Raw genomic sequence first — 21,509 nt, 5'->3', positions numbered from 1 at the left:
CTGCCCCCTTAAAAAGCAAAACGGCCGGGAAACCCGACCGTTGGATGCGTTTCGACCCCGGCGACGCCTCGGGGGCTGCCGTACGTGCGCGATTTTCGCGCAACCGGACGAGCATACCCTCATCCGCCAACGCAGACAAGCGCCCTCGCCTTCCTCGATACCGCACACAGCAGAACGGCCGGGTTTCCCCGGCCGTTCTGTTTACCTTGCCACTAGCTCAGTTCATCAGAACTGGTAGCGGAAGCCCAGCTGCACCGACCACTGCGAGACACCGACGTCGAAGCCGTCCGCGTCGTTGTTGGCCACCGCCGGCTGGTCCGCGCCGCGGAAGTTGTACACGTACTTGCCGTCCTTGATGCCCTGCAGGGTGGCCACACGAGCATCGGCGAAGAAGCCGTAGTCGTAGATGTTGCCCCAGTCCTTGTTGATCATGTTGCCGATGTTCTGGACGTCCAGCCAGATCTCCGACTTGTGACCCTTAATGAAGCCCGGCAGTTCCTGGCTGATGCGCAGGTCGAAGGTGTTGATCCAGCCGGTACGGAACTGGTTGGCCGGGGCGTAGCTGCCCGCGTACTTGGCCAGCTGCGGGTTGTTCTTCAGCCACTCGTAGAACGATGCTTCCATCGCCGCGTCCGGGGTGAAGTTGCTGCCCACCAGGTTGCCGAACAGCACGTCGCCCGGGCCGGTCGGCACGTAGAACAGGTCGTTCGCGGTGCGGCTGTCGCCGTTGGCGTCGTTCACGTACACGTAGCTGTACGGACGGCCGCTGCGGCCTTCGTAGACCAGGCCGATGCGGGTTTCGTAGTCACCGAAGAACTTGTGCTTCCAGTTCAGCGCACCCGACAGGCGGTCGCGGATCTGGTAGCGCGAGGTGTTCTCGATTTCGTCGTTGGCGTTGAAGGCGTACTGGTAGCCCCAGCCCGAGCTGGCGGTGGAGCTGGTCAGCGTGCCGACTTCGGTGGCATCGGTGTAGGTGTAGCCGATATTCCACGACCAGTCACTGGCGGCATCCCACGGCTTGCTCAGCGAGACGGTGAACTGCGAGGTGCGGCCCTTGTCGGTATTGGCAATCTCGTACACCGAGTCGTAAGCCTGGTTGCGTCCGGCGCGGGCATCGTTGGCGACCCAGAGCGAACCGGTCTTGCCCGGTGCGTAGTACATGTCACGACCGTCCGGACCCTGGTACTGCACCGGACCCAGGTTCAGGTTCTTGTAGTACAGGGCGTCCTTGACCTTGGTGACCAGCAGCTCGGCCGAGGCCACGATGCCGTACCACGGGGTCTCGTGGTCGAAGGCCAGGTTGGCCTTGTACACCGACGGCATGTTGAAGTCACTGCCAACGAAGTTCACGTTCTGACGGTTCGAACCCGGCGTGGTCGGAACCGGCTGGCTGTCCTTGTTCGGGTTGAACGGCAGCGCCGGGTTGTAGGACGTGTAGGTGTACACGCTGTTGTTGAAGCCGGTGGCCGAGTAGCTGTTGCTCAGCCACACCTGCGGGGCATCACCCTGGAACAGGCCCACGCCGCCGCGCAGCTGGGTCTGGCGATCGGTGTCGAAGGTGTAGTTGAAGCCGACGCGCGGCTGGATCAGGAACTTGTTGCTCAGCACTTCGCTGTTGTCCAGGCCGAAGAACTGCGACGCTGCGGCGTTGTAAGCCGGGGCCGGGCTGGTGTCGGCGCGGTCGGCACGCACGCCCATGGTCAGGGTCAGGTTGTTGTTGACGTACCAGGTGTCCTGCACGAACAGGGCCAGGTTGCTGAACTTGTAGTCCGCCGGAATCGAGCCCGGGGTGCGTTCCGGGTTGTAGTTGTAGCTGCTCCAGCGGCCGGCAGCGAAGTTGTCCAGGCCGTAGAAGGTGTACGCACCCCACGAGTTGGCGCCGAAGTAGTTGTAGATGTCGTTGGTGTCGTACGACGCACCGAACTTGACGTCGTGGTCACCCAGGGTCCAGGTGGCCGCGGCGTAGTAGTTCCACGCCTTGGTCTCCAGGATGTTGTCCTGCGAGTTGACTTCGGTACCCAGGTACAGCGAGTCGCCGCTCGGGGCAGCCGGAGTGCCGCCGAAGAAGATGCGGATGCTCGGCGCGTCGGTCGAGACATTACGGATCGCCGAGTACTCGCGGTACGAAGCCTTCAGCTCGGTCGAGAAGTTCGGGGACCAGTCGCTGAACAGCTGGGCGACGTAGCTCTCGTTGGTCTTGTCGTGCTGGTACCAGTACGAGCTCAGCGAGGCCGAGCTGGTGGTCATGCCGTTGATGCGCAGCTTGCTCTGGTCGATCTTGCTGTAACGGATGTTGGCGCGGTGGTTGTCGCTGATGTTCCAGTCCAGCTTCAGCGCGTACTCTTCCATCTCCGTATCGCCATTGCTTTCCAGGCCACCGGCGGCAATGCCGTAGCCTTCAGCAATCTGCTGCGCACGGGTCACGTCGGCCAGGGTGAACTGCGGGTTGGCCTTGCCCAGCGCGGTGCCGCTCAGGTCGGCGCCCGGGGCGGCCTGCTTGAACTTTTCGTAGTTGGCGAAGAAGAACAGCTTGTCCTTCACGATCGGGCCGCCCACGGTCATGCCGTAGGTTTCTTCCTTGGTGAAGCCGTTGAACTTCTGGCCTTCCGGGTTGTCGCCGAACCAGTCGCCGTCACGGTAGGTGCCGTAGACCGAGCCGTGGAAATCGTTGGTACCGGACTTGGTCACCGCGTTGACGGTGGCACCGGCGGCGGCAGCGATGCTGACGTCGTAGTTGGACAGGTTGATGTCCAGTGCTTCGATGGCTTCCATCGCGACCGGCTGGCGACGGGTCGGCATGTTGTTGCCTTCCAGGCCGAAGGTGTCGCTGGCGGACACGCCGTCGATGTTGATCGAGTTGAAGCGCGGGTTCTGGCCACCGGCCGAGATCGAGCCCGAGGCGCGGTCGATGAAGGTCACGCGCGGGTCAAGACGCATCAGGTCCTGGATGTTGCCGCCGATCGACGGGGCGGTCTCGATCTGCTGCTGGCTGATGTTGGTGCCCGAACCCATCTTGGTCGAGCTGAACACTTCCGAGCCACCGGCCACGGCCACGACCTGCACGGCGTCCAGGTTGGTCGCCGCAACGTCGCCGGTCAGGGCAGCGTTGACGGTACCGGTCTGGTTCACGCCCAGGTACACGCCTTCTTCGGTCTTGGTGCCTTCACCGGGCTTGTTGATGGTGATGGTGTACGGACCACCCACGCGCAGGCCGCGCGCGTTGTATCGACCCGCAGCATCGGTCGTGGCGCGGCTGACCGTGCCCGACTCGGTGTGCGTGATGGTGACTTCGGCGCCAGCAACAGGCTGGCCAGCGGCAGACGTTACCTGGCCGCCGACACCGGCAGAGGTGCTCTGGGCGAAGGCGGGGGCGGCAGCAAGTACTGCCATGAGGCCAAGGGTGAGCTTGGACATCCGGAGACAGCGTGGGTCGATCATTGGGAGTAGCCTCGATGCGAGTTGGCGATGGCGGAAAAAAAAGCGCGCCCAAGCAGCCATTCAGCGGCTGTCTGGACTTTTATCTGGGTTCCCTTGCCGCAGGCTGGTTTCAGCCGCAACGGTTAACACTAGATTAACACGATAAGCCCGCTATATGACCGTTTGGCGACAAAACACACGCCATCACAACGCGATCGTGACGGGTTCTTCACATTTGGCTGAACAGGGTGCTCCGCCGGGCGTTCTTTCGTGTTCAGGTTCGAGGGAGCGAATTCTTGCGTAACCGCTTCCAGGGAAGGGTACGTCGCGGCTGTTTCCAGCCCGTTACGCCAGGTCCAGCACCGTGCCGCGGTGGGCGATGCCCTGGGCCGAGAGCAGTTCGACGGCCGCCGCAGCGCAGGCCACCGGGTCGCGGGCCATACCGTCTTCGTCGATCGAGTAGGCACGGGCGCGCAGCGCGGTGCGCATCGGGCCGGGCTGCAGGCCGCTGACCCGCACCGGGCTGTTGGCCAGCTCGTCGTGCAGCGCGGTGATCAGGCCGCGCAATCCGTGCTGGGCGGCGCCATAGCCGCCCCAGTAGGCCCGCCCTACCCGGGCCGGATCGTCCACGGTGAACACCAGCGCGGCATCGTCGCGCTGGCGCAGCAGCGGCAGGCAGGCCTGGGCCAGCCAGGCCGGGGCGGTCAGGTTGACATGCACCGCCCGCGCGAACGCGGCCGGGTCGGCGTGTTCGAACGGGGTGAGGCCGGCAAAGTCGGCGGCACAGTACAGCACGCCATCAAGCCGGCCGAGCTCGGACTGCAACCGCTCGGCCAGGGTGGCGTAGTCGTCCGGGGTGGCCCCTTCCAGGTCCAGCGGGTACAGCAGCGGCTCGGGGCCGACCGCTTCCACCGCTGTATAGACCCGGTCCAGCCGGCGCGGCTTGCGCCCCAGCAGGACCACGGTGGCACCTGCGGCCGCGCAGGCAATGGCGGCGGCACTGCCCAGACCCCCACCCGCACCGGCCACCAGGATGACGCGATCGGCAAGCGATGCGGTCCCGACCGCAACGGACGGGACCGCACTCACGGCTGAGATGCCTCTTCGACGATCCGCTTGAGTTCGCCGGATTCGAACAGCTCCTGGATGATGTCGCAGCCGCCGATCAGCTCCCCGTTGATGAACAGCTGCGGGAACGTCGGCAGGTTGGAGAAGCGCGCCAGGTTGGCCCGGACCTCGGGCAGTTCCAGCACGTTGACGGTGCGCAGCGACACGGCACCGGCGGCCATCAGGGCCTGCACGGCGCGGCTGGAGAAGCCGCACATGGGGTACTGCGGGGTGCCCTTCATGAACAACACGAGGGGGTACTTGTCCACTTCGGCCTGGATCTCTTGCATTACCGCCACCACGACTCTCCCTGCGCCACGGGACACCCGACCTCGCCGGTCGGATAGACTTCCCAGACGGTCATTGTAATCCTACTGGCCCTGCCTCCGGCGCCCCGTCTCCAGCCTGCAGCGACCCATGCCCCTCGAACTGCCCCGCCTGCCCTACGACCGCACCGCCCTGCAGCCGCATCTGTCGGCTACCACCCTGGACCTCCACCATGGCCAGCATCACCGGGGTTACGTGGATGCGGTAAATGCACGCATCGAGGGCACCGAGCTGGCCGAGCTGCCGCTGGAAGAGATCGTGCGGCAGAGCCAGGGCAGCCTGTTCGACGCGGCCGCCCAGGCCTGGAACCACGCGTTCTATTGGCAGTGCCTGCACCCGCGCGGCGGTGGCGAACCGCAGGGGCGGCTGGGCGAACTGATCAGCCGCCATTTCGGCGACGCGAAGCGGTTGCGCGAAGAATTCGACCGGGTCGCGCTGGGCGTGTTCGGCGCCGGCTGGGTGTGGCTGGTGCAGCACCCCAATGGCGCGCTGGCGATCCAGGCCACCCGTAACGCCGGCACCCCGCTGACCGGCCAGAGCACCCCGCTGCTGGCCTGCGATGTGTGGGAACACGCGTATTACACCGATTACCAGAACGAACGCGGCCGATACCTGGACGCATTCTGGAAAATCGTCAACTGGGATTTCGTGGCCACGCAGTTGCGCGATTGACGCGCGTACCGACCAACGGTCGGTACCTACCGTGGCATTCGTACCGACCAACGGTCGGTACCTACCGGATCTGCTTCGCCCGGTAGGTCACGACCGTTGGTCGTGACCGTGCCGCATCAATCGCGGAGGGCGGCTACGACAGGGGCCACCTGGTCCGGGCGACCCAACTGCTGCCCCACTGCCTCAAGGGCAGCCGCCAACGCTCCGGCCTCATCCTCGCGCAACGTGGCATGCCCGACCTTGCGGCCGTCGCGCGGCTCCTTCCCGTAGTCGTGCCAGTGCCCGCCAGGCTGTGCCAGCACGGCATCCGCATCGGGCATTTCACCCAGCCAGTTGAGCATGCAGGCATGGCCAAGCATGCGGGTGTCACCCAGCGGCAACCCCACCACGGCACGCAGGTGGTTCTCGAACTGCGAGGTTTCGCTGCCTTCGATGGTCCAGTGCCCGGAGTTGTGCACGCGCGGCGCCATCTCGTTGGCCAGCAGCTCCTCGCCGCGACAGAACAGCTCCAGCGCGAACACCCCCACATAATCCAGCCGTTCGGCCAGCGTCTGCGCATAGCCGATGGCGGCGTCGTGCTGCGCAGGTGTCAGTTGCGCCGGGGCCAGGCTGGCCGACAGCACGCCATCCACATGCCAGTTGCCGGTGACCGGCCAGGCACGGAACTCGCCATCCTGGCCGCGCACGGCGACCACGCTGACTTCGCGCTCGAAGGCGACGAAGCCCTCCAGGATCAGGCCGGTGCGGGCCACCTGCCCGCCCAACGCATCCCACGCCGCGTCGATGTCGCCCGCACTGCGCAGGCGGAACTGGCCCTTGCCGTCGTAACCGAAGCGGCGGGTCTTGAGGATGCACGGCAGGCCGAACTCGGCCACCCGGCTGGCCAGTTCGTCGCGGCTGCCGATGTCGGCGAACGCCGGAAGCGGAATGCCGAGCTCGCGGAAAAGGGTCTTTTCGCTCAGGCGGTCCTGCGCCACGGCCAGCGCGTCGGGGTTGGGGTACACCGGCACCCGGTCGGCCAGGATCTGCGCGCTGCGGGCGGGCACGTTCTCGAAGTCGAAGGTCACCACGTCCACCCGTTCGGCGAACGCGGCCAGGGCGGCCTCGTCCTCGAACGCGGCCACCTGCAGCGGCGCCAGCTGCCCGCCACAGGCGTCCGCGGCCGGGTCGAACAGTTCAAAGCGCAGCCCCATCGGCGCGCCGGCCAGGACCATCATGCGGGCCAGCTGGCCGCCGCCCAGGATGCCAACGGTCACCGTGGTCATTGACGCGGATCGTCGTGGGCCATGACGTCTTCGGTCTGGCGGGAACGGAAGCCCTCCAGCGCCTGGCCGATGGCCGGCTGCTCCGGCGCCAGCATGGCGGCGGCAAACAACGCGGCGTTGGAGGCGCCGGCATTGCCGATGGCGAAGGTGGCCACCGGGATGCCGGCCGGCATCTGCACGATCGACAGCAGCGAATCCATGCCGTTCAGGGCCTTGGACTGCACCGGCACGCCCAGCACCGGCACCGCGGTCTTGGCCGCGATCATGCCCGGCAGGTGCGCGGCGCCGCCGGCACCGGCAATGATGGCGCGCAGCCCGCGCGGGCCAGCCTGTTCGGCGTAGGTGAACAGCACGTCGGGCGTACGGTGCGCCGACACGACTTTCACTTCGTAGGGAACACCGAGCGCGTCCAGCTTCTGCGCCGCGTGCTGCATGGTCTCCCAGTCGGAGCGGGAACCCATGACGATGCCGACGAGCGGCGCGGATTGGTTGGGGGTCATTGGCCGTCACCTGCCTTAAAGACGTATTCTAGCCGCCTTCCACGCAAGACGAAGAACCCATGGATCGCAAAGTCATCGACCTCCTGTGCGCGCCCCGCACCGCCCAGCGCCTGTCCCTGCTGGATTCCAAGGGCCTGGACGCGCTCAACCGGGCCATTGGCGCCGGCACGGTGACCAACCTCGAGGGCACCCCGCTGGTCCAACCCGTGCGCGAAGCGCTGCTGACCCACGACCGCAAGCAGATTTTCCGCGTCAACGATGGCATTCCCGTGCTGCTGCCGGAAGAAGCCATCGATACCGCCCAGATTGCCGATTTTCCCAAGTAATGAGCCTGAGCGTGCTGACGCCTCCTGATCCCGGCCAGGTGCAGGCCGATGTCGCCCGCGCCCTGGCCGAGGACATCGGCCCGGGTGATGTGACTGCCGCCCTGCTCCCGGACCGCCCCGACAGCGCCTACCTGCTGTGCAAGCAGGATGCGGTGATCGCAGGCCGGCCGTGGTTCGATGCCACCCACCAGGCCTTGGACCCGCAGGTCCGGATCGAGTGGCGGGTGGCCGAAGGCGATGCGGTGACCGCCGGCACCGTGCTGGCGATCCTGCACGGGCGCAACCGCAGCCTGGTGAGCGCCGAACGCACCTCGCTGAATTTCCTGCAGACGCTGTCGGGCACCGCCACCACTACCGCACGCTACGTCGCGGCGGTGACCGGGACCGGCACGCGCATCCTGGACACCCGCAAAACCCTGCCAGGCCTGCGCGCGGCGCAGAAGTACGCGGTGCGCTGCGGTGGCGGCGACAACCATCGCCAAGGCCTGTACGACACGGTGATGCTCAAGGAAAACCACATCCGCGCCGCCGGTTCGCTGACCGCTGCGGTCAACGCCGCACGGGCGCAGTGGCCACAGCTGCCGCTGGTGGTGGAAGTGGAAGACCTTTCGCAGCTGCGCGAAGCGCTGGCGGTGGGGTGCGACCGGATCCTGATCGATGACTTCGACTCGGCCAGCCGCCGTGAAGCGGTGCGGATCGCCGCCGGACGCATCCCGCTGGAGGTTTCCGGCAGCGTGGACCTGGCCGGGCTGCGCGCAATTGCCGAGGACGGCGTCGATTGCATCTCGATTGGCGGGCTGACCAAGCATGTGCAGGCGATTGATCTGTCGTTGAAGCTCGGCGATCCGCCCTGATCGGGTACCGACCAACGGTCGGTACCTACCGGGGCATTCGTACCGACCAACGGTGGGTACCTGCCGGCGACACCGGTGGCGCAGCGCTGCCTTCACGGGCTTCCCCTGCCGGCTCTGCGACGCTTCCCGTGCCCCCACCCGGAGAGCGCGGATGCGCCCGCTGCCCCTGCTTGCCTGCCTGACTCCCCTGTTCCTGCTGCTTCCCGGCGCTGCCGCCGCTGCCGAGGTCTGCGACATCCCGCCGCGCTACGGTCTGAGCCCGCTGGCGGCGAGCATCGTGCGGACCGCCTGCAACGAGCACCGACTGTGGTACCGCCCCTTCATCGATGGTGAAGGCCGTGCGCGCAACCTTGGCGTCAGCGAGGCCGAACGGGAATACCTGGCCGACGACGGAATGCCCGCGTGGCAGCGCGTGGTCGGCTACTGGCGCGACAGCGGCACGCTGGGACCGATGGGCAGCCAGCCTGGCGCCACCAGCTGCATGGAGCCGTTCGGTTCGCGCTACACCGACAGCGACTGTCGTGCGTTCCTGATCGACAACCCGTGGTCGGCCGCCTTCATCTCCTGGGTGATGAGCCGCGCCGGAGTGCCCGGCTTCACCCGTTCGCCGCGCCACATCGACTACATCCGCGCCGCTTACCAGAACACCGGTCCGTACCGGATGGCGGATCCAGCGCAGGAAAAGCCCGCGCCCGGCGACCTGTTGTGCTACCTGCGTGGCCGCAACGAATCATTGAGTTACGCCGGGCTGGTGCAACAGCTCAGCGGCGGTACGGTGGCGAACTGGAAATCCCACTGCGAGGTGGTGATCGCAGCGAACATGGGCGGCGACCACACGCTGTACCTGATCGGCGGCAATGTGATGAACACGGTGGCAATGCGCAAGCTGTCGCTGGATCGCAGCGGCCGCATCCAGCTGCCCCCGGCCCCCTCCAGCGATCCCTACGACATGGGCTGTACCCCCGGACGCGAAGACGAGTGCAACTTCAACCGGCAGGACTGGGCGGCGCTGCTCAAACTGGTGGCGACCTCGCCGATGGGGTCGACGCCCAGCTATCCGCCATCGCCATCGCCCGCGCCGGCCACCGGCCCGCTGCCGGCACCCGCCCAGCCCGGGGTGCCGGCGACGACGCCGCCGCCAAAGCCCACCTTCCCGCGCGTCGTGCCGCCGCGGCCCACACCACCGCCACCGCAATCGCCTGCCCCGCAACCGCAGCAGCCGCAGAAGCAGGACGGGTCGCCGGCTTGATCCGGCGCCGGTTCGTCGCCATCTTGGTCGTTCCTGACCCCGATTCCGCACCGAGCCGCCGATGCCCAGTCTTATCCTGTTGATGATTGCCGGCGCGTTCGCCTACGCCTTCTGGAACTCCTCGCGCGCCGCGGCCGAACGCGCCATCGAACTGGGCCGCAACGCCTGCCGCGCCGCCGACGTGCAGTGGCTGGACCAGGCCGTGCATGCCAGTGGCATCCGCGTCTGCCGCAAGGACAACGGCTGGCTGGGCTGGGAGCGCACCTACCGCTTCGAGTACTCCCACGATGGCATCGACCGCCATACCGGGCGGATGGTGCTTCGCGGCGATGAACTGGTGGCCTTCGTCGGGCCCTCGGCCGCGCGCATCAGCGAGATCCGGCGCAGCGTGGACACCACCGGCGCCGAGGACGTGTAGAAACGAAATCGCCGCCCGAGGGCGGCGATCTCTTATTTGACCACCCGAAGGTGCGGGCGACCGCTCGGCTTGGGCGGGGTGTCATCCGGGGTCGGCGTGTCATCCGGCGGCAGGGTATCGTCCGGGCTCGGCTCGTGGCCGGGAATATCATCCGGCAGTGCCATGCCCTGCCCGGTTTCGCGGGCGTAGACGGCCAGCACGGCCGAGATCGGCACCTGCACCGGGTAGCTGGTGCCCGAGAAGCGGGCCGAGAAGCTCACGCTCTCGTTGTCGATGTGCAGCCGCACCACCGCGCGCTCGGCGATGTTGAGAACCACGCGACCGTCCTTCACCGCACTCTGCGGCACCTGTACGCCAGGCATGCCAGCGTCGACCAGGATATGCGGGGTCAGGTCGTTGTCGTTGATCCATTCCACCAGCGCCCGCAACAGGTAGGGGCGATGGCTGGTCATGCGGAAAGTGTCTTCAGTCATTGTGGGGTGCCGCGGAAATGTGACAAGTGTACGCGCCCACCCGTGCAGCGGTCAGCATGCACGTCCCCCGGCGTAAAGCGCCGATGCAGCGAACCGCCGGTCAGGCCGGCAGGTCGCGCAGCTTCTTTTCCTGGTCGGTCAGGCTGCGGATGAAGCCCGGGTGGCGGAAAATGCGGTTGCCGTAATCCTCGATGGACTTGCCATCCTTGGGCAACGGCACGTCCAGCGACTGCAGGCGCCAGATGATCGGCGCCATGGCGCAATCGGCCAGGCTCATTTCCGGGTTGAGGAAGAACTTGCTGGCCTTGAACAGCGGCACCGCACTGGTCAGCAGTTCCTTCAACCGCTTGCGCCCCGCCTCGGCCTGGGTCTTGTTGCCGAGCTGGATCGCCTGCACCTGCGGTACCCAGTCGTGTTCAATGCGCAGCATCGCCAGCCGGATCCGCGCACGCGAGAGCGGGTCCACCGGCATCAGCGGCGGGTGCGGGTAGCGTTCGTCCAGGTATTCGCTGACCACCGAAGCCGCGTACAGCACCAGCTCGCGCTCTACCAGCGTGGGCACCGAGTGGTACGGATTGAGGTCGATCAGATCCTCGGGCGGGTTCTGCGGGTCGACGGGCACGAAATCGTAGGTAACGCCTTTGGCGGCCAGCACCAGGCGCACGCGATGGCACAGCACGTCGTCGTTCGAGGAAAACAGCGTCAGGGTGTTCCGCATGCGTACGCTCGCCGCCATCAAAGGCTCTCCAGCGATCGGTATCCGCCGGTCGCATCGGCGCTGCCGGCCCATTGCCGACAGTCGTCACAGTACCCGAGTGTGCAACTGCCCATCACAAAAGCCAATAGGCCGATCGACTTACGCCGTATCGATCAATGCACGTCCTTCCAGTACTCCTTCTTCAGCAGGTAGGCCAGGAAGGTCAGCAGTGCCAGGAACAGGATCACCCACACGCCCAGCTTCTGCCGCTTCAGCGCCGCGGGTTCACCCGCGTACTCCAGGAAGTTGGTGATGTCCCGCACTGCCTGGTCGTACTGCCCCGGGTCAACATTGCCAGGCTGTGCCAGCGTGAGCCCGGTCACCGGCGCGTCCGCACCCGGCGCTTCCGGCTTGCCGTGCACGGCGTGCTGCATGCCCTGCATTTCCCACAGCGGGTTGGGCATGGAGGCGTTGGGGAACAGCGCGTTGTTCCAGCCCAGCGGGCGGCTGGGATCCAGGTAGAACGACTTCAGGTAGGTATAGACCCAGTCGCTGCCACGCACCCGTGAGATCAGGCTGAGGTCCGGCGGCATCTTGCCGAACCACTTCTCGGCTTCCGCCTTGGGCATCGTCACCGGCACCGGCTCGCCGATCGGCACGCCGGTGAAGTTGAGGTTGTTCATCACCTCTTCTTCGGTCAGGCCCAGGTCCTGCGCCATCCGCGAATAGCGCAGGTACTTCAGCGCATGGCAGCCGGAGCAGTAGTTCATGTAGAGCTGCGCGCCGCGCTGCAGCGACGCACGGTCGCCCAGGTCGTTGCCGGCCTGCAGGGTCTTGCCGCCTTCGGCGGCGCCGGCCACGGTGCTGGCCAGCAACAGGGCGGCCGCGCAGGCCAGCCGGACAATCCAGTGGTCAGTCATGCGTGGTCACCCGGTCCGGTACCGGCAAGGTCCTGTCCAGCTTGGTCCATAGCGGCATGGTGATGAAGAAGGCGAAGTACAGGAAGGTCAGCACGCGGCCGACATAGGTTTCATGCGCATCGGTACCGGGCCCGGAACCGATCACACCCAGCCAGATGAAGCACACCGCGAACACGCCGAGCAGCGCGCGCGACAACCAGCCGCGGTAGCGGTAGGACTTCACTCGCGCCTTGTCCAGCCACGGCACCAGGAACAGGATGGCGATGGCCGAGAACATCACGATCACGCCGCCGAGCTTGTTGGGCACCACGCGCAACATCGCGTAGTACGGCGTGTAGTACCACACCGGTTTGATGTGCTCGGGCGTGACCAGGCGGTTGGCCTCGGTGAAGTTGTCGTGCTCCAGGAACAGGCCGCCAAAGCCGGGCGCGAAGAAGATGATGAAGGCCGCGATGATCAGCAGGAAGCCGGCGCCGACCCCGTCCTTGAGCGTGTAGTACGGGTGGAACGGAATGCCGTCGGTGGGCGCGGTGGCCGACCAGCGGTTGCCCTTGGGCCCCTTCTTGATCTCCACGCCGTCGGGGTTGTTCGACCCCACTTCGTGCAGCGCGCCCAGGTGCAGCACCACCAGCAACAGCAGCACCAGCGGCAGCGCGATCACGTGCAGGGCGAAGAACCGGTTGAGGGTGGCATCACTGGGCAGGTAATCGCCCATGATCCATTCGGTCAGCCCGTTGCCGATCACCGGAATGGCGCCGAACAGCGAGATGATCACCTTGGCGCCCCAGAACGACATCTGGCCCCACGGCAGCACGTAGCCCATGAAGGCTTCGGCCATCAGCACCAGGTAGATCAGCATGCCCAGGATCCACACCAGCTCGCGCGGCTTCTGGTAACTGCCGTACATGAGGCCGCGGAACATGTGCAGGTAGACCACGATGAAGAACAGCGAGGCTCCGGTGGAGTGCATGTAGCGGATCAGCCAGCCCCACTCCACGTCCCGCATGATGTATTCAACGGAGTTGAAGGCTTCCAGCGCACTGGTCTTGTAGTGCATCGTGAGGAAGATGCCGGTCACGATCTGGTTGACCAGGATCAGCAGCGCCAGCGAACCGAAGTAGTACCAGATATTGAAGTTCTTCGGCGCGTAGTACTCGCTCACATGCTTGCGGTACACCGGCATCAGCCCGGGCGCGCGCGCGTTGACCCAGTCGGCGACGCCGGTGGCGGTACGGGAAAGGATGTTGGCCATGATCAGGCTGCCCCCTGAGGATCGACGCCGATGATGATGGTGCTGTCGTCTTGGTAATGGTGCGGCGGCACCAGCAGGTTGATCGGCGCCGGGACGCCATCGAAGACGCGACCGGACATGTCGAACCGGGATTTGTGGCAGGGGCAGAAGTAGCCGCCCTTCCATTCCGGATCGAACGGCTCGGGGCGGATCTCGGCCACCATTTCCGGCGAACAGCCCAGGTGGGTGCACAGCCCGACCAGCACCGAGACCTCGGCCTTGATCGCGCGGAATTCGGGGTTCTGCTTGAGCACGTAGTCCGGCTGCTGGTCCTTGTTCTCCGACGCAGGATCCTTCAGCCGCCCATCCAGCCCGTGCAGGGCGTCAAGGATGGCCTTGGACCGTTTGACGATCCAGATCGGCTGTCCACGCCACTCCATGACCAGTCGCTGGCCTTCCTGCAGGGCGCTGATGTCGGCAAGCACAGGGGCACCGGCCAGTTTGGCGCGGGCGCTGGGATTCCAGGACTTGATGAACGGAACTGCGGCGAAACCGACGCCGACTGCTCCCACCACTGCGGTGGTTGCGGAAAGAAATCGTCGACGTCCAGTGTTGACTGGATCGTTTACCCCATCGTTGGCCATCCGGCACTCCGATATTGATTTAGGTAGCTTGAGGCTGCCAGTAGACCGGTGGGGGCCAGTCCACAATGAATCCTGATCGACTATAGCGGAACCTGACTCGGCGACACAATGGTGGTCGCACCACGAGGGCCGGCCAACGGCCGGCGCTGCCAGGGAAGCGCCCACATCTGCAGTGCCGGGCGTTGGCCGGCCTTCGCGATGCGGTCGAAAGCGGACGGGGATTACTGCGTGGAGGCGGTGGCGCCGCGGTAGCGGTCGGCGAGCAGGGCGACGCGCTTCACGTAGTACTGCGTCTCGCTGTAAGGCGGCACGCCACCATGACGATCCACCGCGCCCTCGCCTGCGTTGTACCCGGCAGCGGCAAGGGTCAGGTTGCCATTGAACCGCTTGAGCAGCCACGACAGGTACTGCACGCCGCCGCGGATGTTCTGCGCCGCATCATAGGAATCGGTCACGCCGAAACGGCGCGCGGTCGGCGGCATCAGCTGCATCAAACCCTGTGCGCCGGCGCGGCTGAGCGCGGTCGGGTTGTAAGCCGATTCGGCGTGGATGATGGCGCGGACGACCGCCTCCTCCACCCCGAACTCGCGCGCGGCTGACGCGATCTCTGCCTGGAAGGCGGTGGTGTTGAGGCGGACCGAACCGAAGTTCACGCCCGGACTGGCACCGCAGGCATAACAGCGCTCGATGAAGCTGTAATGGATGGTGCGGACCTGGCCCAGGCTGGCCATCTGCGCGGGCCGGCGGCTGGTGTAATGCCGCACGCCATCCTTCATGTACGAGTAGACCTGCCCGTTGACCACGCGCTGCGCCTTGCCGGTGCGGGCCGCCGGCGCCGGCGCGGCAGTAAGCACGGTGGCGGCCTGGGCGGGGGCCGGGCTCGGGGCCAGCGCGGTGCCGGACGCGGCACCGTCCTGGACCGGCGCAGCGGTTGCCACGACCGCAGGGGCGGGCACAGGGGCTGGAGACGGTGGCGGAACGTAACGGCGCGGGGCGCTGCGGTCGGGACGGTAGTTGCTGACCACGCTGCAGCTGGTGCCGGCAATGCGTTTGCTGACATAGCTGGGAATGCCGTCCGCGCCAACACACTTGTACAGGGTGCCCGCACTGGCCGGCACAGCGGTCAGCGCAGCCAAGGCCAGCGCAGCGATCCCCAAGATCCCCTTCATGGGGCGGAGTGTCCCCGTTTCGCCTCCCTTTGCCAAGTAGTGCCACGCCATGCGTGGCAACCGCGCGCAGCGCGGCCCAAGTCCCCGAAGCCCTCAAAGCCGCCAGGACCCATGTTCGTTCCGAAGTTCAGCCCCCGCCAACGCGTCGTTCCCGCCCTGGCGCCCGGGGTACAATGGACGGCTACCCGGCAGCCCTCCCCGGCTGCCTGCCCGCCCACCCGACTGGAATAAGCGCCATGACCGGGACGCCAGCTTCGACCCTGCCGACCTCGGCCGGCACCGCGGTGCCTGCCATCGATTCGCCCCGCCCCGACCTGCTGCCCCTGCCCGGTTCCCGGCCGCAGGTGACCGGCCCCGTGCGCGGCAAGCTGTACATCAAGACCCACGGTTGCCAGATGAACGAGTACGACTCGACCAAAATGGCCGACGTACTTGCCGCCGAAGAAGGCCTGGAGCTGACCGACGACCCGGCCGAAGCCGACGTGCTGCTGATGAACACCTGCTCGATCCGCGAGAAAGCGCAGGAGAAGGTGTTCAGCCAGCTGGGCTACTGGAAGGCGCTGAAGAACAACGGCCGAGGCGTCATCATCGGCGTGGGCGGTTGCGTGGCCTCCCAGGAAGGCGAAGCGATCATCAAACGCGCCCCGCATGTGGACCTGGTGTTCGGCCCGCAGACCCTGCACCGCCTGCCCGAGCTGATCCGCCAGCGGCGCGAATCGGGCAAATCGCAGGTGGACATCAGCTTCCCCGAGATCGAGAAGTTCGACCGCCTGCCCGAGCCGCGGGCCGAAGGCGGTTCGGCGTTCGTGTCGATCATGGAAGGCTGCTCCAAGTACTGTTCGTTCTGCGTGGTGCCCTACACCCGTGGCACCGAGGTCAGCCGCCCGTTCGAGGACGTGGTGGTGGAAGTGGCGCAGCTGGCCGCGCAGGGCGTGCGCGAGATCAACCTGCTGGGCCAGAACGTCAATGCCTACCGCGGTCCCTATGGGGACGGCGAGTTTGCCGACCTCGGCCTGCTGATCCGTACCATCGCCGAGATCGACGGGGTGGACCGCATCCGCTTCACCACCTCGCACCCGCTGGAGTTCAGCGATTCGCTGGTGGATGCTTACCGCGACGTGCCGCAGCTGGCCAATTTCCTGCACCTGCCGGTGCAGGCTGGCAGCGACCGGGTGCTGTCGGCGATGAAGCGCGGCTACACCGCGCTCGAATTCAAGGCCAAGATCCGCAAGCTGCGCGCAGTACGCCCGGACATTTCGATCAGCTCGGACTTCATCGTCGGCTTCCCTGGCGAGACGGACGCGGACTTCGAGAAGACCATGAAGCTGATCGAGGACGTAGGCTTCGACCACAGCTTCTCCTTCATCTATTCGCGCCGACCGGGCACGCCCGCAGCCGACCTCGAGGACACCATCAGCGATGCGGAGAAGCACGCGCGGCTGTCGCGCCTGCAGGCCCGGATCAACGAGCAGGCAGCCGCCATCTCCCATGCGATGGTCGGCACGGTGCAGACGGTGCTGGTGGAAGGTCCGTCGCGCCGCGATCCGAATGAGCTCACCGGCAAGACCGAGAACATGCGGTCGGTGAATTTCCCGGGGCAGGCGCGATTGGTCGGCCAGCTGGTCGATGTGGAGATCACCGAGGCGTACAGCAATTCGCTGCGCGGACGGCTGGTCATCGCGTGAGCCCACGTACCGACCAACGGTCGGTACCTACCGGGTAGATGCCGACCGTTGGTCGGCATGCGCGCTAATCCAGGCGCTTGCGGAACCGCAGGATGGCCAGGGTCATCATCACCACGATGAAGCCCAGCAGTGCCAGCACCTCCGGCCACAGTTCCCACCAGCGGGCGCCGCGCAGCATGATGCCGCGCACCAGGCGCAGGAAATGGGTGAGCGGCAGGATCTCGGCCAGCCACTGCACGATGCGCGGCATGCCGGCGAACGGGAACATGAAACCCGACAGCAGGATCGATGGCAGGAACACGAACATTGTCATCTGCATGGCCTGGAACTGCGACTGCGCGCGGGTCGAGATCAACAGGCCCAACGCCAGGTTGGCGGTGATCAGCAGCACCGCCGCCAGGTAGACATCCAGCACGCTGCCGCGCACCGGCACCTCGAACAGCCACATCCCCAGCAGCAGCACCAGCGTGGTCTGGACCAGGCCGATCACCGCATACGGCAGCACCTTGCCGACCATCAGCTCGCTGCGGCTCAGTGGCGTGGCGATCAGCAATTCCATGTTGCCGCGCTCGCGTTCGCGCACGATCGCCACGGCGGTGAACATCACCATGGTCATGGTCAGGATGATCCCGATCAGGCCGGGCACGATGTTGATCGCCGAGCGCCGCTGCGGGTTGTAGAACGCCACCACGCTGATCTGCCCGGCCGCACCCGATGCGCCCGCGCGCAGTGGCCGGTCGTTGCGCACCGGCCGGGTGTCCAGCGGCACCTGGGCCAGCTGGACCGCCGCGCTCTGCACGACGGTATCGCTGCCATCCACAAGCACCTGCACCGCCTCACGGCCGTCGAACCGGCGTCGCTCGAAATCAGGCGGCACCACGATGCCGATGCTGACCTGCCCGCGCCGCAGCGCGGTCATCAACTGGTCGGGAGTGTCCACGTGCAGGGTCGGGGCGATCACCCCGGTGGCCACCATGTCGGCCAGCAGCGCGCGCGAGGCCGCGCTGCCGGCCTGGTCGGCGATGCCGGTCTCCAGGTGGCGGAGGTTGAGGTTGATCGCATAGCCGAACAGCACCAACTGCATCACCGGGATGCCGACGATCATGGCCAGGGTGATGCGGTCGCGGCGCATCTGCCGCAACTCCTTGAGCACGATCGCCCACAGCCGCCGCAGGTTCATGGCGTGGCCCCGGCCGCGGCAGGCGTCTCGCGGCCGCGCGTGGCCGAGACGAACACGTCTTCCAGGTTGGCGGCGCTGCGCACCACCTCCGCCCCCTGCCCGGCAGCGCGCAGCGCCTGCTGCAGGCGCGCTTCGGCATCGTCGCCGCTGTCCAGCAGCACGCGCAGCGTATTGCCGATCTGCGCCACGCTGAGCACCCCGGGCAGGCCTGCCAGCGCCCGCTGGGCTTGTCGTGGCTGCGCCGCATGCACTTCCAGGGTGCGCCCCTGCAGTGCGGCGGTGAGTTCGGCCGGGCTGCCATCGGCCACCAGCACCCCCTGGTCGAGGATGGCCAGACGGTGGCAGCGCTCGGCCTCGTCCATGTAATGCGTGGACACCAGCAAGGTGGTGCCGGCGTCCGCCAGGTCGAAGAGCTTTTCCCAGAAATCGCGCCGCGACTCGGGGTCCACCGCACTGGTCGGCTCGTCCAGGAACAACAGCTCCGGCGCGTGGATCACGGCACCGGCCAGTGCCAGCCGCTGCTTCTGGCCGCCGCTCATGGTGCCGGCCAACTGCTTCTGGCGGTCCTGGAAATGGTAGTGCTCCAGCAACTCATCGATGCGCTGCCGCGCCCGGGCGCGCGGGATGTCCTGCACCGCCGCCAGGAACTCCAGGTTCTCGCGCACGGTGAGGTCTTCAAACAGCGAAAAGCGCTGGGTCATGTAGCCGATGCGCCGGCGCAGCGCCTCGGCCTGCTCCGGTATGCGCAGGCCCAGCACTTCGATCTCGCCCGCGCTCGGGGTGAGCAGGCCGCACAGCATGCGGATGGTGGTTGATTTGCCCGAGCCATTCGGCCCCAGGAACCCATAGACGTTGGCGCGCGGCACGCTGAGGTCGACATGATCCACCGCCACCAGCGATCCAAACTGCTTGGTCAGCCCGCGCGCGCGGATCGCCGGTTCGGCGGCGTTCAAAACACCACCCGCACCGGCACGCCGGCGGGCAGGTCCGCCAGCGGCGCGCTCCCGTCGGCGCGGTCCAGTTCGATTTCCGCCAGCCAGCTCAACCGCGACACGTCGTCGCCGCTGAGCGCGTAGTACGGCGTGAAGCCGGGATCGCTGCGGATGCTGCGCACATGGCCGGCAAACGCGCCGTCGCGACCCTGCAGGTGAATCTGGGCCGCCTGCCCCACCCGCGCCTTCAGGCGCAGTGGCTCAGGCAGGTACACCCGGGCGTAAGGGCGGTCGCCAACCAGCAGCACCACCAGCGGGGCCCCCACCGGCGCCTGGTCGCCCAGCCGGTAGGGCAGCGCATCGACGCGCCCGGCGCGCGGGGCAACGAGGTCGAGCTTGCGCAGCGTCACTGCCTGCGCCGCGGCCTGGGCCTGTGCCGACTGCAGGGCGGCTTCGCCCTGGGCCACCTGCTCCACGCGGGTACCGTGTTCCAGCGCCAGCAGCGCCTGTTCGGCCGCCTGCACCGCGCCTTGCGCGCTGCCGGCGGCCGCCCGCGCGCGGTCCACGTCGGCAGCGGCCACCAGTTGCTGCCGACCCAGCGGCTGCAGACGGCGGTAATAGGCCGACGCGTCGACGGCCTGCGCGCGTGCCGACGCCAGGTTGGCCCGCGCCTGGTCGATGTCTTCACGGCGAGGGCCCTCACGCAGTTCCTGCAGGGCCTGCCCGGCCTGGCTGGCCTGCGCTTCCAGTGCCTGCAGCTGGGCGGCGGTGCGGATCGGCTCCAGCTGCAGCAGCGCCGCCCCGGCGGCCACCTGCTGGCCTTCGTGAACCCGGATGGCCACGATGGTTTCCGCCGCGGGCGCCGGCACGGTAATGCGGTCCCACTCCAAGGTACCGAGCGCGGCCGGCGGCTCCTGCCGGCACGCCGACAGCAGCAGTCCCGCGCCGGCGAGGAACACCCCACGCATGGACAGGTAGCTGGCTGCGGACATCGACGCGGCTCCGGCAGGGCACGGCGGGGGAAGAAGAGGTCACCTTGCGCATGCACCCGTGAAGGATCGGTCACGCGTGCCAGCGGGTCCGCGCACTGGTCATGAAATGATCACCCTTCCGCAGCCATTGCGCCGCAGGGGGTACGGCCGCTTATCCACACCTTTCCCGCGCAACCGCCCACAAGCGGTGTGGAAAACCCCGAGCTAGATGTCGCTTTTTTGACCACGCACGCGACAGCATTGCGGCAGTAGGGCCGTCAGAGACTATCCACAGGTTGCTGCACTGCTGCTGCACAGCCGCTGTGGAGAACCGCGCTGCTGTGGCGAGGCCTGCACGCCCGCGCTACCCTGTCCTTCCTATCCCCAACTTGCGGCACGGCCATGACGACCGTCGCCGCCGGACGCAATGACCGCACTGGCACACCGCGACTTCACCCTGGCCCCGGAAGACAACGAACGCCTTGCCAACCTGGCCGGCCCCTTCGACGAGCACCTGCGCCAGATCGAACTCAAGCTCGGCGTGGAAATCGCCAACCGCGGCCACGTCTTCCGGGTCACCGGCCCGAAGGCCGTGGCCGAGGAAGCACAGGCGCTGATCGAAGCGCTGTACCTGGAGGCGGCCGAGACGCCCTTCGACAGCCACGCCATCCACCTGCGCCTGAACCAGGCCAACGTGGAACACCTGGTGGAGCGCAGCTACGAAGCGCAGGAAGTCACCATCAAGGTCAAGCGCGGCACCGTGCGCGGGCGTGGTGCCAACCAGGCGCGCTACCTGCACCAGATCACCACTCACGACATCAACTTCGGCATTGGGCCGGCCGGTACCGGCAAGACCTTCCTGGCCGTGGCCAGCGCGGTGGATGCGTTGAACGAATCGCGGGTGCAGCGCCTGATCCTGGTGCGCCCGGCGGTGGAAGCCGGCGAGAAGCTGGGCTTCCTGCCCGGCGACCTGAGCCAGAAGGTCGATCCGTACCTGCGCCCGCTGTACGACGCGCTGTATGAAATGCTGGGCGTGGAAAAGGTGATCAAGCTGCTGGAGAAGAACGTCATCGAGATTGCGCCGCTGGCGTACATGCGTGGACGCACGCTCAATGATGCGTACGTGATCCTGGACGAAGCGCAGAACACCACCGTCGAGCAGATGAAGATGTTCCTGACCCGGCTGGGCTTCGGCTCCACCGCCGTGGTCACCGGCGACCTGACCCAGACCGACCTGCCCAAGCACGTGAAGTCCGGCCTGCGCGATGCCATCGAGGTGCTGCGCGACGTGGACGGGGTGAGCTTCACCTTCTTCGAGGCCCGCGACGTGGTGCGCCACCCGCTGGTGGCGCGCATCGTCAGCGCCTACGACCGCCGCGACCTGCAGCAGGTCAAGCCGGGCGCCGAATGAGCGCGGCCATCGCGGCGCGGCGCCACACGCGCGATACTGTGGTTTCCCGATAGAACCCGAA

21 protein-coding genes are annotated in these 21,509 nt (G+C 66.8%); 7 read left to right on the top strand and 14 right to left on the bottom strand.

The window, feature by feature from the left end; translation table 11 throughout:
* Positions 1 to 225 precede the first annotated feature (225 nt).
* From AC06E7_RS14380 to grxD, 3 genes are all read right to left on the bottom strand, one after another.
* Positions 226 to 3,414, bottom strand: a complete 3,189-nt coding sequence (locus AC06E7_RS14380) for a TonB-dependent receptor (RefSeq protein ID WP_478065139.1) — start codon at positions 3,412 to 3,414, stop codon at positions 226 to 228.
* A 348-nt stretch (positions 3,415 to 3,762) separates the two neighbouring features.
* Positions 3,763 to 4,506 (bottom strand): SDR family NAD(P)-dependent oxidoreductase, encoded by a 744-nt coding sequence (locus tag AC06E7_RS14375; protein ID WP_478065138.1) that lies wholly within the window; start codon positions 4,504 to 4,506, stop codon positions 3,763 to 3,765.
* Complete coding sequence (grxD, locus tag AC06E7_RS14370; RefSeq protein ID WP_068854623.1) at positions 4,503 to 4,823, bottom strand: Grx4 family monothiol glutaredoxin; 321 nt, start codon at positions 4,821 to 4,823, stop codon at positions 4,503 to 4,505. The genes AC06E7_RS14375 and grxD overlap by 4 nt, the downstream gene beginning before the upstream one ends.
* Before the next feature lie 118 nt (positions 4,824 to 4,941).
* On the opposite strand from grxD, the gene AC06E7_RS14365 reads away from it, so the two are divergent.
* Positions 4,942 to 5,523, top strand: a complete 582-nt coding sequence (locus AC06E7_RS14365) for a superoxide dismutase (RefSeq protein WP_068850703.1) — start codon at positions 4,942 to 4,944, stop codon at positions 5,521 to 5,523.
* A 116-nt stretch (positions 5,524 to 5,639) separates the two neighbouring features.
* Here the strand turns inward: AC06E7_RS14365 and AC06E7_RS14360 are convergent, their stop codons facing one another.
* Entirely contained in the window at positions 5,640 to 6,788 is a 1,149-nt protein-coding gene (locus tag AC06E7_RS14360) for a 5-(carboxyamino)imidazole ribonucleotide synthase (protein ID WP_478065137.1), read from the bottom strand.
* Positions 6,785 to 7,288, bottom strand: a complete 504-nt coding sequence (gene purE / locus AC06E7_RS14355; RefSeq protein ID WP_068850697.1) for a 5-(carboxyamino)imidazole ribonucleotide mutase — start codon at positions 7,286 to 7,288, stop codon at positions 6,785 to 6,787. Before purE ends, AC06E7_RS14360 begins: the two co-directional genes overlap by 4 nt.
* A gap of 59 nt (positions 7,289 to 7,347) precedes the next feature.
* Between purE and AC06E7_RS14350 the strand changes: the two genes are divergently transcribed.
* The 4 genes from AC06E7_RS14350 to AC06E7_RS14335 all read left to right on the top strand — a co-directional run bounded on the left by AC06E7_RS14350 (position 7,348) and on the right by AC06E7_RS14335 (position 10,135).
* On the top strand, positions 7,348 to 7,614 hold the full coding sequence (locus AC06E7_RS14350; protein WP_426805515.1) for a Trm112 family protein: 267 nt from the start codon (positions 7,348 to 7,350) through the stop codon (positions 7,612 to 7,614).
* On the top strand, positions 7,614 to 8,468 hold the full coding sequence (gene nadC, locus AC06E7_RS14345; protein ID WP_478065136.1) for a carboxylating nicotinate-nucleotide diphosphorylase: 855 nt from the start codon (positions 7,614 to 7,616) through the stop codon (positions 8,466 to 8,468). The genes AC06E7_RS14350 and nadC overlap by 1 nt, the downstream gene beginning before the upstream one ends.
* 151 nt (positions 8,469 to 8,619) lie before the next feature.
* Positions 8,620 to 9,717: a DUF2272 domain-containing protein gene (locus tag AC06E7_RS14340; RefSeq protein WP_095364014.1), complete on the top strand. Its 1,098-nt coding sequence runs from the start codon at positions 8,620 to 8,622 to the stop codon at positions 9,715 to 9,717.
* A gap of 61 nt (positions 9,718 to 9,778) precedes the next feature.
* Positions 9,779 to 10,135, top strand: a complete 357-nt coding sequence (locus AC06E7_RS14335; protein WP_068850685.1) for a DUF3301 domain-containing protein — start codon at positions 9,779 to 9,781, stop codon at positions 10,133 to 10,135.
* 32 nt (positions 10,136 to 10,167) lie between these two features.
* On the opposite strand, the gene AC06E7_RS14330 is transcribed toward AC06E7_RS14335, so the two are convergent.
* The 6 genes from AC06E7_RS14330 to AC06E7_RS14305 all read right to left on the bottom strand — a co-directional run bounded on the left by AC06E7_RS14330 (position 10,168) and on the right by AC06E7_RS14305 (position 15,269).
* The gene (locus tag AC06E7_RS14330) at positions 10,168 to 10,608 is read right to left on the bottom strand and encodes a ClpXP protease specificity-enhancing factor (RefSeq protein WP_093534021.1); all 441 of its coding nucleotides are present in this window, start codon (positions 10,606 to 10,608) and stop codon (positions 10,168 to 10,170) included.
* A gap of 100 nt (positions 10,609 to 10,708) precedes the next feature.
* Positions 10,709 to 11,344, bottom strand: coding sequence for a glutathione S-transferase N-terminal domain-containing protein (locus AC06E7_RS14325; RefSeq protein WP_145478065.1), 636 nt, complete (start codon positions 11,342 to 11,344; stop codon positions 10,709 to 10,711).
* A 134-nt stretch (positions 11,345 to 11,478) separates the two neighbouring features.
* Positions 11,479 to 12,225: a cytochrome c1 gene (locus AC06E7_RS14320; RefSeq protein WP_478065135.1), complete on the bottom strand. Its 747-nt coding sequence runs from the start codon at positions 12,223 to 12,225 to the stop codon at positions 11,479 to 11,481.
* Complete coding sequence (locus tag AC06E7_RS14315; RefSeq protein WP_068850673.1) at positions 12,218 to 13,477, bottom strand: cytochrome b; 1,260 nt, start codon at positions 13,475 to 13,477, stop codon at positions 12,218 to 12,220. Before AC06E7_RS14315 ends, AC06E7_RS14320 begins: the two co-directional genes overlap by 8 nt.
* Before the next feature lie 2 nt (positions 13,478 to 13,479).
* Positions 13,480 to 14,100, bottom strand: a complete 621-nt coding sequence (gene petA / locus AC06E7_RS14310) for a ubiquinol-cytochrome c reductase iron-sulfur subunit (protein WP_068850670.1) — start codon at positions 14,098 to 14,100, stop codon at positions 13,480 to 13,482.
* A gap of 221 nt (positions 14,101 to 14,321) precedes the next feature.
* Positions 14,322 to 15,269 (bottom strand): lytic transglycosylase domain-containing protein, encoded by a 948-nt coding sequence (locus tag AC06E7_RS14305; RefSeq protein ID WP_478065134.1) that lies wholly within the window; start codon positions 15,267 to 15,269, stop codon positions 14,322 to 14,324.
* Between the two features lie 236 nt (positions 15,270 to 15,505).
* Between AC06E7_RS14305 and miaB the strand changes: the two genes are divergently transcribed.
* The gene (gene miaB / locus AC06E7_RS14300; RefSeq protein ID WP_336443702.1) at positions 15,506 to 16,954 is read left to right on the top strand and encodes a tRNA (N6-isopentenyl adenosine(37)-C2)-methylthiotransferase MiaB; all 1,449 of its coding nucleotides are present in this window, start codon (positions 15,506 to 15,508) and stop codon (positions 16,952 to 16,954) included.
* A gap of 64 nt (positions 16,955 to 17,018) precedes the next feature.
* Here the strand turns inward: miaB and AC06E7_RS14295 are convergent, their stop codons facing one another.
* Genes AC06E7_RS14295 through AC06E7_RS14285 form a run of 3 tightly spaced genes read right to left on the bottom strand, consistent with a single transcriptional unit; the run spans position 17,019 to position 20,058 of the window.
* The gene (locus tag AC06E7_RS14295) at positions 17,019 to 18,134 is read right to left on the bottom strand and encodes an ABC transporter permease (protein WP_249834031.1); all 1,116 of its coding nucleotides are present in this window, start codon (positions 18,132 to 18,134) and stop codon (positions 17,019 to 17,021) included.
* A complete protein-coding gene (locus AC06E7_RS14290; protein WP_320459207.1) occupies positions 18,131 to 19,066 on the bottom strand; it encodes an ABC transporter ATP-binding protein in 936 nt (311 codons plus the stop codon). Before AC06E7_RS14290 ends, AC06E7_RS14295 begins: the two co-directional genes overlap by 4 nt.
* A 17-nt stretch (positions 19,067 to 19,083) precedes the next feature.
* On the bottom strand, positions 19,084 to 20,058 hold the full coding sequence (locus AC06E7_RS14285; RefSeq protein ID WP_478065133.1) for an HlyD family secretion protein: 975 nt from the start codon (positions 20,056 to 20,058) through the stop codon (positions 19,084 to 19,086).
* A 406-nt stretch (positions 20,059 to 20,464) separates the two neighbouring features.
* Here AC06E7_RS14285 and AC06E7_RS14280 point away from each other — a divergent pair, with 406 nt between their 5' ends.
* On the top strand, positions 20,465 to 21,448 hold the full coding sequence (locus tag AC06E7_RS14280; RefSeq protein WP_068850654.1) for a PhoH family protein: 984 nt from the start codon (positions 20,465 to 20,467) through the stop codon (positions 21,446 to 21,448).
* Positions 21,449 to 21,509: the final 61 nt, after the last annotated feature.

It is taken from the genome of Stenotrophomonas sp. Steno-Z4 (assembly GCF_056393145.1).
This window is presented reverse-complemented; position numbering and strand designations above follow the sequence as displayed.

What these genes read in the sequence shown, in the direction of transcription:
- AC06E7_RS14380 (WP_478065139.1), bottom strand. Translation starts at nt 3,414, where the DNA reads ATGTCCAAGCTCACCCTTGGCCTCATGGCAGTACTTGCTGCCGCCCCC.
- AC06E7_RS14365 (WP_068850703.1), top strand. Translation starts at nt 4,942, where the DNA reads ATGCCCCTCGAACTGCCCCGCCTGCCCTACGACCGCACCGCCCTGCAG.
- AC06E7_RS14360 (WP_478065137.1), bottom strand. Translation starts at nt 6,788, where the DNA reads ATGACCACGGTGACCGTTGGCATCCTGGGCGGCGGCCAGCTGGCCCGC.
- purE (WP_068850697.1), bottom strand. Translation starts at nt 7,288, where the DNA reads ATGACCCCCAACCAATCCGCGCCGCTCGTCGGCATCGTCATGGGTTCC.
- AC06E7_RS14350 (WP_426805515.1), top strand. Translation starts at nt 7,348, where the DNA reads ATGGATCGCAAAGTCATCGACCTCCTGTGCGCGCCCCGCACCGCCCAG.
- nadC (WP_478065136.1), top strand. Translation starts at nt 7,614, where the DNA reads ATGAGCCTGAGCGTGCTGACGCCTCCTGATCCCGGCCAGGTGCAGGCC.
- AC06E7_RS14340 (WP_095364014.1), top strand. Translation starts at nt 8,620, where the DNA reads ATGCGCCCGCTGCCCCTGCTTGCCTGCCTGACTCCCCTGTTCCTGCTG.
- AC06E7_RS14335 (WP_068850685.1), top strand. Translation starts at nt 9,779, where the DNA reads ATGCCCAGTCTTATCCTGTTGATGATTGCCGGCGCGTTCGCCTACGCC.
- AC06E7_RS14330 (WP_093534021.1), bottom strand. Translation starts at nt 10,608, where the DNA reads ATGACTGAAGACACTTTCCGCATGACCAGCCATCGCCCCTACCTGTTG.
- AC06E7_RS14325 (WP_145478065.1), bottom strand. Translation starts at nt 11,344, where the DNA reads ATGGCGGCGAGCGTACGCATGCGGAACACCCTGACGCTGTTTTCCTCG.
- AC06E7_RS14320 (WP_478065135.1), bottom strand. Translation starts at nt 12,225, where the DNA reads ATGACTGACCACTGGATTGTCCGGCTGGCCTGCGCGGCCGCCCTGTTG.
- AC06E7_RS14315 (WP_068850673.1), bottom strand. Translation starts at nt 13,477, where the DNA reads ATGGCCAACATCCTTTCCCGTACCGCCACCGGCGTCGCCGACTGGGTC.
- petA (WP_068850670.1), bottom strand. Translation starts at nt 14,100, where the DNA reads ATGGCCAACGATGGGGTAAACGATCCAGTCAACACTGGACGTCGACGA.
- AC06E7_RS14305 (WP_478065134.1), bottom strand. Translation starts at nt 15,269, where the DNA reads ATGAAGGGGATCTTGGGGATCGCTGCGCTGGCCTTGGCTGCGCTGACC.
- miaB (WP_336443702.1), top strand. Translation starts at nt 15,506, where the DNA reads ATGACCGGGACGCCAGCTTCGACCCTGCCGACCTCGGCCGGCACCGCG.
- AC06E7_RS14295 (WP_249834031.1), bottom strand. Translation starts at nt 18,134, where the DNA reads ATGAACCTGCGGCGGCTGTGGGCGATCGTGCTCAAGGAGTTGCGGCAG.
- AC06E7_RS14285 (WP_478065133.1), bottom strand. Translation starts at nt 20,058, where the DNA reads ATGTCCGCAGCCAGCTACCTGTCCATGCGTGGGGTGTTCCTCGCCGGC.
- AC06E7_RS14280 (WP_068850654.1), top strand. Translation starts at nt 20,465, where the DNA reads ATGACCGCACTGGCACACCGCGACTTCACCCTGGCCCCGGAAGACAAC.